Below are 16,828 nucleotides of genomic sequence, written 5' to 3' on the forward strand. Positions count from 1 at the left end.
GCGGCGAGTCGGGCTAGGCTCGATCACGTGACCGCACGGCTGCCGCTGTTCCCGCTCACCACGGTGCTCTTCCCCGGGCTGGTGCTGCCGCTGCACATCTTCGAGGAGCGCTACCGCGCGCTGGTCCGCCACCTGGTCGACCTGCCGCCGGATACGCCCCGGGAGTTCGGTGTGGTGGCGATCCGGAGCGGCTGGGAGGTCGCGCCCGGACCCGACCGGATCACCCCGGGCACCGGCGAGGTGACCCTGCACGAGGTGGGGTGCACCGCCGACCTGCGGGAGGTCGCCGAGTTGACCGACGGCGGATTCGACATCGTCACGGTGGGCCGGCGACGGTTCCGGGTCATCGAGATCGACTCCGCCTCCGCGCCGTACCTGACCGCCGAGGTGCAGTGGCTACCCGAGCCGAGCGGCCCGGACGAGGCCGCCGCGCAGCTCGCGGCCCGGGTCACCGCCGTGTTCCGGCAGTACCTCGGCCTGATGCGGGCCGAGCCCGAGCAGCTCAGCGAGCAACTGCCCGAGGATCCGACGGTGCTCTCCCACCTGGTGGCCGCGACCGCCGCGCTGACCGTGGCCGACCGGCAGCGGCTGCTGGCGATCGACGACACCGCCGCCCGGCTCCGCGCCGAACTGCGGCTGCTCAACCGCGAGGCGGCTCTGCTGCGCCAGGTGCGGGCGGTGCCGGTGCCGCTGGCGGAGCTGGCCACGGCGCCGCCGGCTCCGAACTGACCGGCGGCGGCGCGGCACCCTCCGGGTAGCCGACCGGCGACGCCACGGTCCCGCCCGAGTGGTCGAGCGGCGGCCGTGCGGTGCCGTCCGGGTAGCCGGTCGGCGGGACGAACCAGGCCGGGTCGGGCTCCGGCTCGGGGCGCAGCGACGGCCACCGGGACCAGCCGGCCAGCAGGGTGTACGCCACCGCGGCCCCGAACGCCGCCAGCAGCAGATTGCCGTGCGGCACCGGCAGCACGCCGAGCACCATCTCGATGCCGCCGGCCCGCAGGTCGGCGGGTTTGGCCAGCCGGGTGCCGTCCGGCGCGCTGTCCAGCAGTCGCTCGTAGCCGCTCAGCCCGATGCGCCGCCCCACCTGCCAGGCGACCAGGGCGGCGGCGAGGCCACCGGCCACCACGACGACCAGGCCGACGGGTCCCCGGTAGCGCCGCAGCACCAGCCAGACGACGAGCGCGGCGAGCACCCCGAAACCGAGACCGAGCAGGCTGAACCAGCCGTCGGCGGCGATCGGCTGCTCCGGCTGCGCCTGGCCGTAGACGGCCTGGGTGGGGCCGCTCTTGATCACCGGGGTGGCCGGGGCGAGCACCGCCCAGAGCAGCCCCAGCGGGATACCCAGCAGGCCCATGACGAGCACCGTCAGGGCGCCGACCCGCAGCGTACGGGCAGGATGGCGCGGCGGTCCGGTCGGCGGCTGCGGGACGACCGGCGGTGCCGGTGCGGGCGGTTCGGCGGCGGGGGTCTCCGGGCTCACCCGATGATCCTCGCAGTTGCCGCCGGACGCCGTGCACAGTGTCGCCACTCCGCCACGACCGTCGGTGGTGAGCTGCCCGGACGCGTCAACGGCCGAAGGGCTCCAGCATCGCCGCCGCCGCCCGCAGCCACGCCTGCCGGGTCTCGCCCTGGAGTTGGTGGTACTCGATCGAGGAGCCGGTCTCCAGCGCCGGGTCGTACGGCACCACGGTCACCGCCCGGGTCCGGGTCGCGAAGTGCCGCTCCAGGTCGCCCTGCAACGGCAGCCGGCCCGGCGTCGGGCAGGAGATCAGCGTGACCGCGTTGTCGGCCAGCTCCCCCATCCCCTCCTCGTGCAGCAGGTCGAGCATCCAGTCGGCGCTGAACGCGGCGTCCTCGCGCGGCACGGTGGTGACCACGAGCTGGTCGGCGGCCTGCATGACGGTGCGCCAGTTCGGACTCTCCACGTTGTTGCCGGTGTCCACGCAGATCACGTCATGGGTGCGACGCAGCAGTTCGAGCACCCGCTTGACGGTGAACTGGTCCAGTCGTTGGGCGAACCGGGGGCTCTCCTCGCCGGCCAGGACGTCGTACGAGCCGTCGGAGGCGTGCCGCAGGTAGTCGTCGAGGATCTCCAGCAGCTCCGGGCCCTCGCGGATCTCGATCTGCACCAGGTCGGAGACCAGATGCCGGATCGTCCGGGCGTGCCGGGCGCTGCCGGCGCGCAGCCCGAGGGTGCCCCGCAACTCGTTGTCGTCCCAGGCCAGCACACCCCGCCCGCGTACGCTGCCGACGGTGGCCGCGGCCAGTACTGTCGCGGTGGTCTTGTGCACGCCGCCCTTGGGGTTGGCGAAGGCGACCACCCGGGGGGTGCCCAGGTCCCGCCGGAGCACGGCGGCGGCCCGTTCCAGGTCACCGCCGGAGTTCTGCGCCCGCCACTCGAAACGTCCCGGACGACCGCCGACCGCCTGCGGGGGCGGGCCGGGCGGTGCCGTCGGCGGCGCGGGGGCCGGCGGCGCGGGAGGCGTGGGCGGCTGGTAGCCACCGTTGTCCAGCAGCGCGTACCGCGACTCCACCGGCGGTGCGGCGTGTCGGTAGCCGTTGTCCAGCAACGTGTACCGCGACTCCCCCGGATCGGCACCACGCTGGTCGGGACGGCGCGGATCGGCACCCCTCTGGTCCGGACGGCGCGGTTCGGGACGGCGCTGGTCGGGGCGACGCTGGTCGGGCGGCGGCGGATACCCCGGGTCGCCCGGATAGCCGGGTTCGACCGGAGGGCCGGACTGTCCCGGGTACGTCGGCGCGGGACGCGGCGGCTCGACCCGGTAGCTCGCCTCGGCCCGGTAACCGGGCTCGCCACCGTACGGCTGCCGGTTCGGCGGCGGAGGGCCGACCGGCGGTGGCCCCATCGGCGGTGGCCCCATCGGCGGGGGTCCGACCGGCGGGGGTCCGACCGGCGCGACCCGCCCGGAGTAGCCGGGACCGGGGCCGCGACGCGGCAACGGCTCGGTCGAAGGTGATGGTTCCTCGTCGGTGTGCCGCTCGGCGGCCTGGTCACTGCCGCGACCGCCCAGGCGGGCTCGATCCAGCAGCGCCCGCCAACGCGGTGCCGGTTCGGCGGGACGTCCCCAACCGGTCTCGCTGCCGTCCACGGCTCGCCCTCCCCGCGCTTTGGTTTCCGTCTGACAGGCTACGAACGAAACCTTATTCAGGCCACACCGGGCGACGTACCGATGTGTCCGCAACCGTCACGGTGTCGGGCTCGCTTCGCTCTCCTCGGCGCTGTCCACCGAGGTGGAGGGCGTCTCGCGGGGGATGACGGGCGGTGCCGACGAGGAAACCGCCGGTGATGGTGACGAATCCGTCACCTGCGGCGAAGCCGACGGGTCGCGCTCCGGAGTCGAGGGCGGCACGGGCGAGCCCGTCGCGGCGGTCGGCATCGGGGAGGCGGTGTGACCGTGGTCGATCGGGGGGCGGACCACGTCCTGCTGCTCGGGCAGCGGCGGGGTGAAGACGGTGCGCTCCAACCGCCGTACCTCCGGGGCCGGGTCGACCACCCGCACACCCAGCCGGGTCGCCACGCCGCGCAACTGCGCCGGTGCGGCCCGCACCACCAGGGCGTAGAGGCAGGCGCAGCCGGACCGGTACGCGGTGGCCTCCGCCGCCGCCACCTGCGCGCCGCTCTCGTAGAGCTCGCGCAACTCGCGCTGCTGCGGACCACCGCCACCGAGCGCGGCGGCCCGGGTGCGGTAGTCGGTCGCCTCCCGCTCCTTGCGCTCGGCCAGCCGGGTCATCCCGGCGGTCACGTCCTCCGGCAGCCGTTGGGCGGGGATCCGGACGATCTCGGTCTGTCGGTCCGGCAACGGCACCCGGCCGAAGACCACCGCCACGCCGATGTCACCGACGACCGCCGCGAGCGACTCCGGGGTGCGGTACTCGGTCAACGAGACCAGCGCGTACGTGCCGTCGGCGAGGGACGTGCCGGCCAGCGCGGCCAGGTCCGCGGCGGCGGTGCGCTCGTATCCGGGGATGGAGTCGCCGTCGGAGACCCCCACCCGGGTCACCTCGCCGACGGTGCGGTCCGGCACCGGCGGCCCGTTGGTGGCGAGCACGGCGGTGGTCAGCACGGCGGCGCAGGACAGCACCGCCACCCATCCGAGCAGCGGGACCCGGGTCGGTCCCTGGCCGAGTCGGGTCACCGCGGCGGCGAGACGGGGCAGCAGCCGCTGGTCCAACTGCCGCAGCAGGTCGCCGGCACGCACGGGCAGCCCCCTCGTCGGATCGGTCTCCACGGGTGGGGCGCGTCAGTCGCGGAGGATTTCCAGCGCACGTCCCAGGTCGTCAGGGTAGTCGCTGACGAAGCGGACCTCGTCCCCCGTACGGGGGTGCTGGAAGCTCAACTCTCTGGCGTGCAACCACTGCCGATCCAGTTTGAGCCGGGCGGCGAGCGTCGGGTCCGCACCGTACGTCAGGTCACCCACGCAGGGGTGCCGCATGGTGGAGAAGTGCACCCGGATCTGGTGGGTGCGACCGGTCTCCAGCCGGACGTCGACCAGGCTGGCCGCGGGGAACGCCTCGATGGTGTCGTAGTGGGTGATGCTGGGCTTGCCGCCGGAGACCACCGCCCAGCGGTAGTCGTGGTGCGGGTGCCGGTCGATCGGCGCGTCCACGGTGCCGCGCAGCGGGTCCAGGTGACCCTGCACCACCGCGTGGTACCGCTTCTCCACCTCGCGGTACTTGAAGGCCCGCTTCAACACGCTGTACGCCTGCTCGCTCTTGGCCACCACCATCACGCCGGTGGTGCCGACGTCGAGCCGGTGCACCACGCCCTGACGCTCGGCCGCGCCGCTGGTGGCGATGGTGTGCCCGATCGCGGCCAGCCCGCCGATCACCGTCGGGCCGCTCCACCCGGGGCTCGGGTGCGCCGCCACGCCGACCGGCTTGTCCACCACCACGATGTCGTCGTCGGCGTGGACCACCCGCAGGCCCGGCACCGCCTGCGGCACCACCACCGGCGCGCTGGCCGGCGGCGGCAGCGTCACCTCCAGCCAGGCGCCCGCCCGCACCTTGTGCGAGTTGGGCCGCACCGCACCGTCGACCAGTGCCGCGCCGTCGTCGACCAGCGCGGCGGCGGCGGTACGGGAGAGACCGAACAGCCGGGCCACGGCCTGGTCCAGCCGCATCCCGTCGAGGCCGTCGGGGACGGGCAGACTGCGGTGGTCGCCGCCGGCGGCGAAGGTGGCCGTCATGCCCGCTCCCGCCGTCCGTCGTCGGTCGTCCCGGCCCGGGGACCCGGACCGGTCTCGGCGCCGTCGCCGGTGGGCGTCGCGTCGTCGTCCCCGGGCGTCGTGGCGGGCCGTTCCTCGCCGACGGCCCGGGTGCCGTCACGCTGTCGGCCGGTGAACTCCAGGCCGACCGCGAGCACGACACCGCAGACCAGGGCGCTGTCCGCGATATTGAAGATCGGAAAGACCCGGCCGTACGGGTCGAAGACGCTGATCATGTCGACCACGTGCCCGACGAACCAGCCCGGTGCGCGGAAGATCCGGTCGATCAGGTTACCGGTGACGCCGCCGACCACCAGGCCGAGCGAGATCGCCCACGGCACCGAGCGCAGCGTCCGCGCCATCCAGGCGATCCAGCCCAGGACACCGAGGGCGATCACCGGGAAGATGAAGGTGTAGTCCGAGCCCATGCTCCAGGCGGCCCCGCTGTTGCGGGTCAGCGAGAAGTACAGCGCGCCGCCGAGCAGGCGTACCGGCTCCCGGTCGCTCAGCTCCTGCAGGGCCAGGTGCTTGGTGAACAGGTCGACCGCCACCGCGAACAACGCGAGGCTGACCAGGATCGTGACCGGCCGGCGCCGCGACTTCGTGGCGGTGCCCGGCGCGGCGGTGCCGGGTCCCGCGGGCGGTGCTGCGCTCATTCGCTCCCCATCGACGATCGCGGCGGTGCTGTCGCACCGCCGCGCACCAGTGCCGGGGAGACAGCCGTCAGCGCCGCTCCTCCAGCTGCTTGCAGGTCACGCAGAGAGTGGCCGACGGGAACGCGGCGAGGCGCTCCACCGGGATGGGGTTGCCGCACCGCGCGCACCAGCCGTAACCACCCTCGTCGAGCCGCTCCAGCGCGCGCTCGACCTGCGTGATCCGTTCCAGGATGCTGTTGGCGAGGGAGATCTCCTGCTCCCGCTCAAGCGTCTTGGTCCCGGTGTCGGCCTGGTCGTCCCCGGCCGAGTCGGTCAGCCGGTCGCGCTGCAGCTCGGTGATCTCGCTCAGCGTCTGATCGTACTCGGCGCGCAACTCGTCATGACGGGCCGCCAGCGCGGCACGGATCTTCTCGGTCTCCGCGGCACTGCGGGTGGACTTCGGCGCCGGCTTACGGCCCGCGGTCCTGGTGTCGGCTGGCTTGGCCATAGTCGCTCCCTCGGCCACGGAGCCACGGGAAATCCGTGGCACCTGAACAGGGGCCGCCGACATCGGCTGCCCCAGGTACAAAACGGGCGCGCGGCGACCTGGCCGCGCACTCCGGAGGTTGGCAAGGATACGGAACGTACAGGCGTCCGACAATCTGCCGCACCGAATCGCCCCATCCGCCCCGTTTCATGCCATTACCGGGGCAGGGGGAACGCTAGCAGATCGCGACCACGTCGCCGGCCGGTTCGCCGTCCCCGTACCCCCGGATCCGGCGTCCGCGCGCGGCGGGTGCCGGTCAGCCGGGCGGGCCCACGCCGTCGCGCAACCGGGACAACCGCGACACCGGATCCGGCCCGTCGGCGGCGACCAGGAAGAGTTTGTCGCGGCTGGCCGCACCGGTCCGCAGCGACACGGCCGCCGGGCGGACACCGAGCGCCTCGGCCAACGCGCGACGCGCCGCCTCGGTGGCCCGTCCGTCCACGGCCCGGGCGTTGACGGCGATCACCAGAGCGGGACCGTGCGGACCGTCGAACCGGCCACCCACCCGGGCCCGGGACGCCCCCGGCTTCACCCGTACGGCGACGGTGAGCACCTCGGCCACGGCTCAGCGGCGGCCGGACTCGGAGAGCAGGACGGTGCCGGGGGCGCAGAGCCCACACGGCGTGAAGCCGAGTTCGGCCGCCTCGGCGGCGGGCAGCGGCTCGTGGTCGCGCCCGACCAGGTGCACGCACTCGGCAAGGTGATAGCGGGGTCGACCGTCGACCACCCGGACCTCGTCCGGGAGCCGGGCCAGCCGTGCGGCCTGCTCCGGCGTGATCTCCTGGGCGGCCGGCTCGTCGTCGTACCCGTCGACCACCGCGCCCTCGACCGGCGCCTCCGCCTCGACCGTCACCGGCGAACCGGGTGGTTGCCGCCACCCGGAGTCGCCGGTGTCGACGGTCGGCGGGACGTGCTGCGTCGGGATGCCCGACGGGCTTTCCTGGACGGTCGGCCCGGTGGCGTCCTCCGTCGCCCGCTCACCACGGGCCGCCGCGCGACCGGTGGCGGCCTGACGGGCGCCGGTGACCAGGGCCACGGCGGCCAGCAGGCTGGCGCCGATCGAGACGACCAGCAACGGGCTGGAGCCGCCGGCCAGACCGAGCACCAGCAGCACCACGGCGACGAGGATGAGCGCGAGACTGATGATTATCACCGCTCACCCCCGTCGCGTCGTACCGATGAGGCAGGGCGGGCGACCGCCGTGTCGACGGCGGTCACCGGCCCGATTCAGCGACCGGCCTCGAGAGCGCCGGAGCGACCGCCGCCGTAGGAACCGGCGAGCCCGGCGGCGGCCAGGCCGTTGCCGGCGGCCCGGGTGCCGTCCCCACGGGTCATCTCGGCCTCCAGGCCCTGCCCACGACCGTCGAGGTCACGCAGCTGGCTCTCCAGGTACGCCTTGAGCCGGGTGCGGTACTCGCGCTCGAACTGCTTGAGCTCCTCGATGTGCTTCTGCAGCGCGGTGCGCTTGGCGTCCAGGCCGCCCATGGCCTCCTGGTGCCGCTGGCGGGCGTCCCGCTCCAGCGCGTCGGCCTTGGCCCGCGCCTCACGGGTGACCTCCTCGGCCTTGGAACGGGCCTCGGAGAGCAGCTGGTCGGCCTCGCGGCGCGCGTCGGAGACGTGGTCGTCCGCCGTGCGCTGGGCCATCATCAGCACCCGCAGCGCCTGCTGCTCGCCGTCGCCACCCGGCACCGCACCACCGGCGGAGCGGGTCTGCTCCAGCTCGGCCTGCATCGCGCGGGCGGCCTGCTCGGCGGCGGCCTTGTCCCGCTGCACGCGGTCGAGCTGCGCCTTGACGTCGTTGAGCTCGGCGGCGAGGCGGGCATCGCCACCGGGGCCGGCCGGGGCACCGCCCCGACCGCCGCGCTCCACCTGGGCGCGCAGCTCGTTGTTCTCTTCGATCAGACGGGCGAGTTCGCGCTCGACCTCGTCCAGGAAGGCGTCGACCTCCTCCTCGTCGTAGCCCCGCTTGCCGATCGGCGGCTTCTTGAAGGCGACGTTATGGACGTCGGCCGGGGTCAGCGGCATCGAAACTCCTCGGGTCAGTTGCGGCCGCGATAGCGCGTCGGTCATCAGGCGGTCCTGATGATCGCCGGCTCTAACACAAACCTCATCAGCACGAACAGGATAACCAGGAGCACAAGGGAGGCCAGGTCGATGCTCACGGTACCAATTCGCAGCGGAGGGATCACACGCCTCAACGCCCAGAGCGGGGGATCAGTGACGCTCCACACGGATTCAAGTCCGGCCGATGCTCCGCGACCAGGTTGCCAACGCCGCCCGTACTGCAGGACGGCGCTCAACACGAAACGGGCCAAAAGAACGATCAGAAAGACATACGTGATCAGGTAGAGAACCTGTAGCAAGATCGACAACACGGCTTGTGGCGTCCCTCGGGTCGGGCGGGTCAACTCAGGCTGAAGAACCCACCCTCAGCGATCTTGGCCTTGTCCTCCGCGGTGACCTGGACGTTGGCCGGCGAGAGTAGGAACACCCGGTTGGTCACGCGCTCGATCGTACCGCGCAGCCCGAACGCCAACCCGGCGGCGAAGTCCACCAGACGGCGGGCATCCGCCTCGTCCATCTCGGTGAGGTTGATGATCACAGGTACGCCGTCCCGGAAGTGCTCGCCGATCGTCCGCGCCTCCCGGTAGGTGGTCGGGTGCAGCGTGGTGATCTGGTAGCGCTGTTCCTCCTCGGGCATCACCCGCTCACGCGGCTGCACCTGCGGCGCCAGAGCCAGGTTGTCCCGGGTGTGGTACGCGTTCGCGCCGGACGACTCGGCGGACGCCCGGGTGATCGACCGCACGCTGGACCGCTCGGCCCGCTCCGGCCGCTCCGACTCCAGCCGCTCGGAGTCACCGAGGCGACCTCCGGCACGCTCGCTCAACCGCCCCCGGTCGCCGAGTCGCGGCCGGGGCGCGGGCGCCTCCTCCACCTCGTCGTCGTCATCGTCGGCGAACTCCTCGGCGTACCGGCTCTGCCGGTACCGCGACTCGCGATAGCCACCCTTGTCGTAACCACCGTCGTCGTAGGCCCGCTCCTCGTCCTCTTCGACCAGTCCGAGCCAGACCCCCGCCTTGCGCAGTGCACCCATCCCCGCGCCCTTCCCGTCCGCCGTGCGGCACACGCCCCCGCCGTGTCGCCTGTCGCGAGTGGGCCGTTCCTGCCCACTGGACCGGAACGGCAATCCTCCGACGCGCAATTCGCGTTGCACGTCACGCCCCCCGTGGCGAGGAAGGCCGTTCCCGCAAACAACACTGATGTAATTTGCTTCCCTCGCGGCCAGGCTACCGCAGCGTGGGACGCATTCCGAGCAACGCGCTCCCGACGCGGACATGTGTCGCGCCGTGGCCGATCGCCGCCTCCAGGTCGCCGCTCATGCCCGCCGAGAGCACCGTGGCACCCGGATGTGTGGCGCGCACCTCCGCGGCGAGGTCGGCCAGCCGGGCGAACGCCCGCTCCGGCTCCCAGCCCAGCGGCGCCACCGCCATCAGCCCGGACAGCCGCAGACCATCGGCGGCGGCCACCGCCTCGGTGACCGGGCCGAGCCCGAGGTCCGGGTCGGCCGAGGAGGGCACCGCACCGCCCCTGGACGGGTCGCCGTCGATGCTGACCTGCACCAACACCTCCAACGGCCGGTCCCGTCCGGCGGCTGCGGCGGCCACCGTGGACGCCAGCCGTACGCTGTCGACGGACTGGACCATGTCGGCGTACCGCAGCACCGACTTGACCTTGTTGCGTTGCAGCCGACCGACGAAGTGCCAGCGGGGCGCGGCGCCGGCCGCGGCGACCTCGGCGGCTTTTGGGGCCGCCTCCTGGTCGCGGTTCTCGCCCACGTCTGTCACGCCGAGCCCGGCCAGCGCGACCACGTCGGCGGCCGGGTACGTCTTGGTCACCGCGATCATCGTCACGTCGGCCCGGTCCCGGCCCGAGGCTGCGCACGCGTCGGCGATGCGGGCGCGTACCCGGGCCAGCCCGGCGGCGAGCTCGGCGCGCCGGTCGGGCCGCACCAGTGCGGGGCTGTCGGTCATCGGCGCCGCTCAGGACCCGTTCTTGAGGAAGTCGGGCACGTCGACGTCGTCGAACAGCACCCGACGCGGCGACTGCGGTGGTGCCGGCACGGCGGGCGACACGACCGGGGTGCTCGGCTGCGTCGGCTGGTTCTGGTTGGTCTTGCGCGTCGGCTCGGCCGCCTTGTACGCCGGAGTGCCACCGTCGAAGCCGGCGGCTATCACGGTCACCCGCACCTCGTCACCGAGGGCGTCGTCGATCACCGCACCGAAGATGATGTTGGCGTCCGGGTGCGCCGCGTCGGTGACCAGCTGAGCGGCGTCGTTGATCTCGAACAGCCCCAGGTCGGAGCCGCCCGCGATGGAGAGCAGCACGCCTCGCGCGCCGTCCATGCTCTGCTCCAGCAGCGGGCTGGAGATGGCCGCCTCGGCGGCCTCCACGGCGCGGTTCTCGCCGCGCGCGCTGCCGATGCCCATCAGCGCGCTGCCCGCGCCGCTCATCACGCTCTTGACGTCCGCGAAGTCCAGGTTGATCAGACCCGGCGTGGTGATCAGGTCGGTGATGCCCTGGACACCGGAGAGCAGCACCTGGTCGGCGGTGCGGAACGCGTCCATCATGCTGATGTTGCGGTCGCCGAGGGCCAGCAGCCGGTCGTTGGGGATGACGATCAGGGTGTCGCACTGGTTGCGCAGCTCGTCGATGCCGGCCTCGGCCTGCACCTGACGGCGCTTGCCCTCGAAGGAGAACGGGCGCGTCACCACGCCGATGGTCAGCGCGCCCAGCTTACGGGCGATGTTCGCCACCACCGGCGCGCCACCGGTGCCGGTGCCGCCGCCCTCGCCGCAGGTGACGAAGACCATGTCGGCGCCCTTGAGCACCTCCTCGATCTCGTCGCGGTGGTCCTCGGCGGCGTTCTTGCCGACGTCCGGGTTGGCCCCGGCGCCGAGGCCCCGGGTCAGTTCGCGACCGACGTCGAGCTTCACGTCGGCGTCGCTCATCAGCAACGCCTGCGCGTCCGTGTTGATCGCGATGAACTCGACGCCCTTGAGCCCAACCTCGATCATCCGGTTGACGGCGTTGACGCCGCCGCCCCCGATGCCGACGACCTTGATGACCGCCAGGTAGTTGTGCGGAGGTGTCATCTCCGGTCCTTTCCCCTCGAGATTGGCTGCTCCCCGACCGGCTTCGGCGTGGCCAGACCTGCGGTCGACTCGGCTGTCACCAGCGAGGTCGCGAGGCAAACCCTCACCCTCTACTAGAGGGTTACAGTTATGTCAACCACTGATCCTCTTCCGGGCAACGTAAGCGCAGCCGAGCGATGTGCCAAGGACCGTTCCGGCGTGTCGCCCGTGGAGCGGGACGCTTCACAGCCTGACCGGCCACTCACCGGAAGGTGACCACGTCCGGCGCGCTGACGTCGATCCGGTCGGCCTCCTCGCGTAGGAGCGCGGTGGCGACCCGGGCCTTGTCCGCCCCGCGTGTCGCGTCACCCCAGAACACCGTGCGGTCGTCACGCAGCAGAACACTGATCCGGGCCAGCCCCTCCACCCGGACCTCGGTCAGCTCACCACGCAACTCTGGGGTGAGCTCGCCGAGCACCGTCAGCCCCGCCCGGGTGTCCGGATCGTCCGGCCCGGCGGCGGCCAGGCGCAGCAGCGGCAGGCCGTCCGGGCGCTGCGGCACCGTCCGGAACGCCACCCCGGCCGCGTCGATCACGTCGAACTGCTGCCCGCGCGGCACCACCGCCACACCGGTCCGTTCCGTCAGCCGCACCACCAGCCCGTCCGGCCAGTCCCGGTGCACGGTGACCCGCTCCACCGGCGGCAGCGTGCCGATCCGCGCCGCCAGCTCGGTCAGGTCCACCCGGGCCAGCGGCGCGCCGTCGGGCACCGCGGCCGCGTCCCGCACCTGCACGGAGGTGACCAGCTCGGCGCCCTCCACCCGCATCTCGCGTACTCCGAACAGGCCGGTGCCGAGCAGCGTCCAGGCGACCAGACCGGCGAGGGCCAGCACGCCACCGGCCACCGCCCAGGGCAGCGCGGCGCGCATCCGCCGCCGCCGGGCCCGGGCCATGAACCGCCGGGTGGAGGCGGGTACCGCGTCCCGGCCGGCCCGGACCAGCTGCCACCGTCGGGTGGGACGGCGACCTCCGCCGCCGTCCACACCGGTGCCGCGCCCGCGCGCCGGGCCGGGACTCATTCCGCCGTACGGTCCACGCCGACAACCGCGCCACCACCGGCCGCCACCTGCGGACCGGCGGCCCGCGCGGTCAGCACGACCAGCAGCTCGTCGCCCATCAGCGAGATCGGCGGGGCGCCCATCGTCACCACCACGTCACCGGGGCGGGCCCGCCGGGCCACCTCCACCGGCGCGTCCTCCCACGAGTCGACGAAGACCTTCTGCCCCGACGGCAGCGCCACCGCCTCGATCAGCGCCGCCGACCCCTCGCCCGGGCCGCGCAGCTCCCCCGGGCCGAAGACCTCCAGCAGCACCAGCTCGTCGGCGATCGCGAGCGCCTCGGCGATCTCCGCCTGCAGATCACGGGTGCGGTAGAGCCGGTAGGGCTGGAAGACGACGATCAGCCGCCCCTCGCCGGCCACCTCCCGCAACGTCTGCAGAGCCAACGTCATCGAGGTGGGGTGGTAGGCGTACTCGTCGTAGACGAGCACCCCGTCCACCACGCCCTTGCGCTCGAACCGTCGGCGTACGCCGGGGAAGGCCGCCAGCGCCGCCTCGGCCGCCGTCAACGGCAGCTCCAGCAGGTACGTCGCCAGCACCGCCGAGGCGCTGTTGAGCCCCATGTGCCGACCCGGCACCGGCAGCCGGAACTCGCCCAGCGACCGACCGTCGATGTGCGCCCGGTAGCGCACCCCCTGGGCCGACGACGCGATGTCGCTCAGCCGCAGGTCGGCGTCGTCGGCCTCGCCGTAGGTGTACACCCGACGTCCCTCGGCGCGCAGCGTGTCCGCCAGCCGCCGACCACCCGGGTCGTCGGCACACGTGATGACGAAGCCCGCCGGGTCGGTGAGCCGGGCGAACTCGGCGAAGGCCGCCTCCAGGGTGGCCAGGTCGCCGTAGGTGTTCAGGTGGTCGGCCTCGACGTTCGTGATGATCGAGACGAACGGCCGGTAGATGAGGAACGAGCGGTCGCTCTCGTCCGCCTCGACCACGAAGTACTCGCCGGTGCCGTGGTGCGCGCCGGAGCCGCCCTCGGAGATCTCCCCACCGATCACGAAGGACGGATCGGTGCCGGCCCGCTGCAACACCATGGTGACCATGGAGGTGGTGGTGGTCTTGCCGTGCGTACCCGCCACCGCCACCGTGCGCCGGCCCGTCATCGCCGCCGCGAGCGCCTCCGACCGGTGCAGCACCCGCAGCCCGCGCTCCCGTGCCTCGACCATCTCCAGATGGTCGGCGGGGATCGCCGAGGAGTACACGACGGTGTCCACACCGTCCAGGTTGGTCGCCTCGTGGGTCATGTGGATCGTCCCGCCGAGCGCCCGCAGGCCCGCCAGGGACGGCCACTCCCGCAGCTCACTTCCGGAGACCGGCAGACCCCGGGTCAGGAAGAGCCGGGCCAGACCGCTCATCCCGACGCCACCCACCCCGATCAGGTGGATGTGGCCCAGGTCCTCGGCGGTCAGCGTGCCGGCCGGGCTGAACGTGGTCATCTGCGCCAACCTTTCGTTCGCGACTCCGGGGCTCGCAACCCCGGCTCACTCCTCGCGCTCACCGGAGCCACCCTTTCGTTCGCGACTCCGGCCGGTTCACCGGTTCACCGCCTCGTAGACGAAGTTCAGCAGCGCCTCGTCGCCGTCGCGCCGGCCGTACCCGGCGGCGGCCTCACTCATCGCGTGCAGCCGCTGCGGGTCGCGGACCAGCGGGATCACCGTCCGCTCCAGCCAGTCCGGGGTCAGCTCCGCGTCGTCGACCAGCAGGCCGCCACCGGCCTCCACCACCGGCAACGCGTTGCGCTTCTGCTCCTGGTTGCTGTGCGGGTACGGCACGTAGATGGTCGGCAGGCCGATCGCGGCCACCTCGGCACAGGTCATCGCCCCGCCCCGGCCCAGCATCAGGTCCGCGGCGGCGTACCCGGCATCCATGTCGGAGAGGTACGGCAGGCTCACGTACGGCACCGGGAGGTCGGTCGGGACCGGCACCGGCTCGTTGCGGGCGCCCATCACGTGCAGCACCTGGATGCCGTTGCGGGCCAACTCCTTGGCCGCCCCGGCCACCGCCAGGTTGATCGAGCGGGCGCCCTGCGATCCACCGGCGACGAACAGCACCGGCAGGTCGGGACGGAGTCCGAAGTGGGCGCGGGCGGCGTTGCGCATGGCGGCCCGGTCCAGCCCGGCGATGGCCCGGCGCAGCGGCACCCCGACCACCCGGGCGTCACGCAGCGACTCGGCCTGGGCCGGCTGGTGCGGGAAACCCACCGCGATGTGCTTGGTGAACTTCATGCCCAGCCGGTTGGCCACCCCCGGTGGCACGTTCACCTCGTGGATCACGATGGGCAGCTCCCGCCGCCACGCGGCCAGGTACGCCGGCACCGACACGTACCCGCCGAAGCCGACCACCGCGTCGGCGCGCACCTCGTCGATCACCTTGCCGGCCGCGCGGGCCGCCGTCCACATCCGGCCCGGGGTACGGACCAGGTTCAGGTTGACCGACCGGGGCAGCTGGTAGGCCGGGATGTTGCGCAGGTCGTAGCCGGCCGGCGGGATCAGCTCGTTCTCCAGGCCCTTGGGTGTGCCGAGGCAGGTGATCCGGACGCCGGGGTCGTGTCGGCGCAGGCAGTCGGCGAAGGCGAGCAGCGGGTAGATGTGCCCCCCGGTGCCACCTCCTGCGAGCACCACCGAACGCAGCGGACCCATCAACGTCTCCTCTCGTCCGCCGACCCGCCACGGCCCCGGCCCTCCCGGGTGCCACGCGGTGCGGCCTGGTCGTCACTGCGCCGCTTGCGTGCCTGGGGTACGGACCCACGGGCAGCCGTCGGCGGCGCCGCGCGGCGGCGTCGGCCGGGAAGCGGCGGCAACGGAGCCCACACTAGTCGGACCCACCGGGCCGGCGGACGGGCATGCAGGGCCCGGGCCGCATCGGGTTCCGCCCGGGCGAACGAGGCCAGCATGCCGACCGCCGCGAGCGTGACGACCAGGGCGCTGCCGCCGTCGGAGATGAACGGCAGCGGCACACCGGTCAGCGGCAGCAGGCCGATCACGCCACCCATGTTGATGAACGCCTGGCCGACCAGCCACGCGGTGGCCCCGGCGGCGGCCAGCCGGCGGAACGGGTCGTCCACGCGGCGGGCGATCCGCAGGCCGGTGTAGGCGAGCACGGCGAACAGCACCACCACCACCGCGCAGCCGACCACCCCGAGTTCCTCGGCGATGACCGCGAAGATGAAGTCGTTCTCGGCCGCCGGCAACCAGGCCCACTTGGTGCGCCCCTGCCCCAGCCCGGTGCCGAACCAGCCGCCGTTGGCGATGGCGTAGCGCGCCTGGACCATCTGGTAGCAGAGCGCGTCGCGGCAGTCGTCCAGCGGCGGCGGGTTGAAGAAGACGGTGAGCCGGGCGAGCCGGTAGTTCTCCTCACCGCGTACGCCGGAGCCGGCGCCGAGCGAGGCCACCGCGACCAACAGGCCGATGCCGGCCAGGCCGATCGCGCCGAGCGCGGCGAAGATCCGCAACCGCACTCCGGCCGCCCAGAGCAGGCCGACCACCAGGGCCAGCAGGCAGAGCATGCTGCCCAGGTCGTTGTAGCCGACCAGGACGAACATCAGGGCCACCACCGGGAACAGCGGGGTGGCCAGCTCCCGCCACCAGCCCAGCGCCGCGCCCTTGCGGGCCAACACGTACGCCCCCCACAGCACCAGGGCGAACTTCGCCAGCTCGGAGGGTTGCAGGCCGAACCCGAACACGTACAGCCAGAGCAGATCGGCCTCCAGCGGGCCGATCCGGGGCTCGCCGTCGGTCAACCGCCCGTACGCCTCCAGCAGGTTCAGCACCACCAGCAGTGCCACCGAGACGGCCAGCGCCGGCCGACCCAGCGACCGGTAGGTGCTGGCGGGCAGCCGCTGGCAGGCCCAGAACACCACGATGCCGATCACCGCGAAGATCGCCTGCCTGGTCAGCGACGTCGAGGCGCTGCCGCCCTGCGCGTAGTCGCGCACGCTGGTGGCCGAGAAGACCATCGTCAGGCCGATCAGCAGCAGCAGTCCGGCGCTGGCGAGCAGCAGGTGGTAGGAGGCCAGCGGCCGGGAGAGCAGGCCACGCAGCGCGGCGAGTCCGCCCACCGCGTCCAGGCCACGCCACGGCCCACCACCCGGCGTCTCGCCGGACGCACCGGACCCGCCGGCACGACCGGTACCCGCCCCGGCTGTCGCGGCCCCGGCCGCGCGCGTGCCGCCGGCC

The 16,828-nt window shown here is 73.2% G+C and carries 18 protein-coding genes; 1 reads left to right on the top strand and 17 read right to left on the bottom strand.

Going from position 1 to position 16,828, the window contains the following annotated elements:
• Positions 1–27: 27 nt before the first annotated feature.
• Positions 28–729, top strand: a complete 702-nt coding sequence (locus HUT12_RS24190; RefSeq protein ID WP_176094870.1) for an LON peptidase substrate-binding domain-containing protein — start codon at positions 28–30, stop codon at positions 727–729.
• Here the strand turns inward: HUT12_RS24190 and HUT12_RS24195 are convergent.
• The 17 genes from HUT12_RS24195 to HUT12_RS24275 all read right to left on the bottom strand — a co-directional run bounded on the left by HUT12_RS24195 (position 641) and on the right by HUT12_RS24275 (position 16,719).
• Complete coding sequence (locus HUT12_RS24195) at positions 641–1,480, bottom strand: DUF2567 domain-containing protein (RefSeq protein WP_368660293.1); 840 nt, start codon at positions 1,478–1,480, stop codon at positions 641–643. The genes HUT12_RS24190 and HUT12_RS24195 overlap by 89 nt on opposite strands.
• A gap of 85 nt (positions 1,481–1,565) precedes the next feature.
• The gene (locus HUT12_RS24200) at positions 1,566–3,110 is read right to left on the bottom strand and encodes an AAA family ATPase (RefSeq protein ID WP_176094871.1); all 1,545 of its coding nucleotides are present in this window, start codon (positions 3,108–3,110) and stop codon (positions 1,566–1,568) included.
• Positions 3,111–3,206: 96 nt separating this feature from the next.
• Positions 3,207–4,220, bottom strand: coding sequence for a hypothetical protein (locus tag HUT12_RS24205; RefSeq protein ID WP_176094872.1), 1,014 nt, complete (start codon positions 4,218–4,220; stop codon positions 3,207–3,209).
• A gap of 42 nt (positions 4,221–4,262) precedes the next feature.
• Positions 4,263–5,207 (bottom strand): RluA family pseudouridine synthase, encoded by a 945-nt coding sequence (locus HUT12_RS24210; RefSeq protein WP_131054381.1) that lies wholly within the window; start codon positions 5,205–5,207, stop codon positions 4,263–4,265.
• Entirely contained in the window at positions 5,204–5,881 is a 678-nt protein-coding gene (lspA, locus tag HUT12_RS24215; RefSeq protein WP_131054382.1) for a signal peptidase II, read from the bottom strand. Before lspA ends, HUT12_RS24210 begins: the two co-directional genes overlap by 4 nt.
• A gap of 67 nt (positions 5,882–5,948) precedes the next feature.
• The gene (locus tag HUT12_RS24220) at positions 5,949–6,368 is read right to left on the bottom strand and encodes a TraR/DksA C4-type zinc finger protein (protein ID WP_117227075.1); all 420 of its coding nucleotides are present in this window, start codon (positions 6,366–6,368) and stop codon (positions 5,949–5,951) included.
• Positions 6,369–6,663: 295 nt separating this feature from the next.
• Positions 6,664–6,969 carry a DUF167 domain-containing protein gene (locus tag HUT12_RS24225; protein ID WP_131054383.1) on the bottom strand — a complete coding sequence of 102 codons (306 nt, stop codon included), beginning with the start codon at positions 6,967–6,969 and terminating at the stop codon, positions 6,664–6,666.
• 3 nt (positions 6,970–6,972) lie between these two features.
• A complete protein-coding gene (locus HUT12_RS24230) occupies positions 6,973–7,560 on the bottom strand; it encodes a hypothetical protein (RefSeq protein WP_131054384.1) in 588 nt (195 codons plus the stop codon).
• 74 nt (positions 7,561–7,634) lie between these two features.
• Positions 7,635–8,432: a DivIVA domain-containing protein gene (locus tag HUT12_RS24235; protein ID WP_117227072.1), complete on the bottom strand. Its 798-nt coding sequence runs from the start codon at positions 8,430–8,432 to the stop codon at positions 7,635–7,637.
• A 44-nt stretch (positions 8,433–8,476) separates the two neighbouring features.
• Positions 8,477–8,782 carry a YggT family protein gene (locus tag HUT12_RS24240; protein WP_111212523.1) on the bottom strand — a complete coding sequence of 102 codons (306 nt, stop codon included), beginning with the start codon at positions 8,780–8,782 and terminating at the stop codon, positions 8,477–8,479.
• Positions 8,783–8,811: 29 nt separating this feature from the next.
• The gene (locus HUT12_RS24245; protein ID WP_176094874.1) at positions 8,812–9,501 is read right to left on the bottom strand and encodes a cell division protein SepF; all 690 of its coding nucleotides are present in this window, start codon (positions 9,499–9,501) and stop codon (positions 8,812–8,814) included.
• 193 nt (positions 9,502–9,694) lie between these two features.
• Entirely contained in the window at positions 9,695–10,438 is a 744-nt protein-coding gene (locus tag HUT12_RS24250; protein WP_131054386.1) for a YggS family pyridoxal phosphate-dependent enzyme, read from the bottom strand.
• A gap of 9 nt (positions 10,439–10,447) precedes the next feature.
• Complete coding sequence (gene ftsZ, locus HUT12_RS24255; protein WP_131054387.1) at positions 10,448–11,560, bottom strand: cell division protein FtsZ; 1,113 nt, start codon at positions 11,558–11,560, stop codon at positions 10,448–10,450.
• 241 nt (positions 11,561–11,801) lie between these two features.
• Positions 11,802–12,581 carry a cell division protein FtsQ/DivIB gene (locus tag HUT12_RS24260; protein WP_176095947.1) on the bottom strand — a complete coding sequence of 260 codons (780 nt, stop codon included), beginning with the start codon at positions 12,579–12,581 and terminating at the stop codon, positions 11,802–11,804.
• 32 nt (positions 12,582–12,613) lie between these two features.
• Positions 12,614–14,089, bottom strand: a complete 1,476-nt coding sequence (murC, locus tag HUT12_RS24265; RefSeq protein ID WP_131057402.1) for a UDP-N-acetylmuramate--L-alanine ligase — start codon at positions 14,087–14,089, stop codon at positions 12,614–12,616.
• A 96-nt stretch (positions 14,090–14,185) separates the two neighbouring features.
• Entirely contained in the window at positions 14,186–15,292 is a 1,107-nt protein-coding gene (gene murG, locus HUT12_RS24270; protein WP_131057404.1) for an undecaprenyldiphospho-muramoylpentapeptide beta-N-acetylglucosaminyltransferase, read from the bottom strand.
• Positions 15,292–16,719, bottom strand: a complete 1,428-nt coding sequence (locus tag HUT12_RS24275) for an FtsW/RodA/SpoVE family cell cycle protein (protein WP_176095948.1) — start codon at positions 16,717–16,719, stop codon at positions 15,292–15,294. The genes murG and HUT12_RS24275 overlap by 1 nt, the downstream gene beginning before the upstream one ends.
• Between the last annotated feature and the right edge of the window lie 109 nt (positions 16,720–16,828).

This window comes from Verrucosispora sp. NA02020 (genome assembly GCF_013364215.1).
Lineage (GTDB): Bacteria > Actinomycetota > Actinomycetes > Mycobacteriales > Micromonosporaceae > Micromonospora.

What these genes read in the sequence shown, in the direction of transcription:
- HUT12_RS24210 (WP_131054381.1), bottom strand. Translation starts at nt 5,207, where the DNA reads ATGACGGCCACCTTCGCCGCCGGCGGCGACCACCGCAGTCTGCCCGTC.
- lspA (WP_131054382.1), bottom strand. Translation starts at nt 5,881, where the DNA reads ATGAGCGCAGCACCGCCCGCGGGACCCGGCACCGCCGCGCCGGGCACC.
- HUT12_RS24220 (WP_117227075.1), bottom strand. Translation starts at nt 6,368, where the DNA reads ATGGCCAAGCCAGCCGACACCAGGACCGCGGGCCGTAAGCCGGCGCCG.
- HUT12_RS24235 (WP_117227072.1), bottom strand. Translation starts at nt 8,432, where the DNA reads ATGCCGCTGACCCCGGCCGACGTCCATAACGTCGCCTTCAAGAAGCCG.
- HUT12_RS24245 (WP_176094874.1), bottom strand. Translation starts at nt 9,501, where the DNA reads ATGGGTGCACTGCGCAAGGCGGGGGTCTGGCTCGGACTGGTCGAAGAG.
- HUT12_RS24250 (WP_131054386.1), bottom strand. Translation starts at nt 10,438, where the DNA reads ATGACCGACAGCCCCGCACTGGTGCGGCCCGACCGGCGCGCCGAGCTC.
- ftsZ (WP_131054387.1), bottom strand. Translation starts at nt 11,560, where the DNA reads ATGACACCTCCGCACAACTACCTGGCGGTCATCAAGGTCGTCGGCATC.
- murC (WP_131057402.1), bottom strand. Translation starts at nt 14,089, where the DNA reads ATGACCACGTTCAGCCCGGCCGGCACGCTGACCGCCGAGGACCTGGGC.
- murG (WP_131057404.1), bottom strand. Translation starts at nt 15,292, where the DNA reads ATGGGTCCGCTGCGTTCGGTGGTGCTCGCAGGAGGTGGCACCGGGGGG.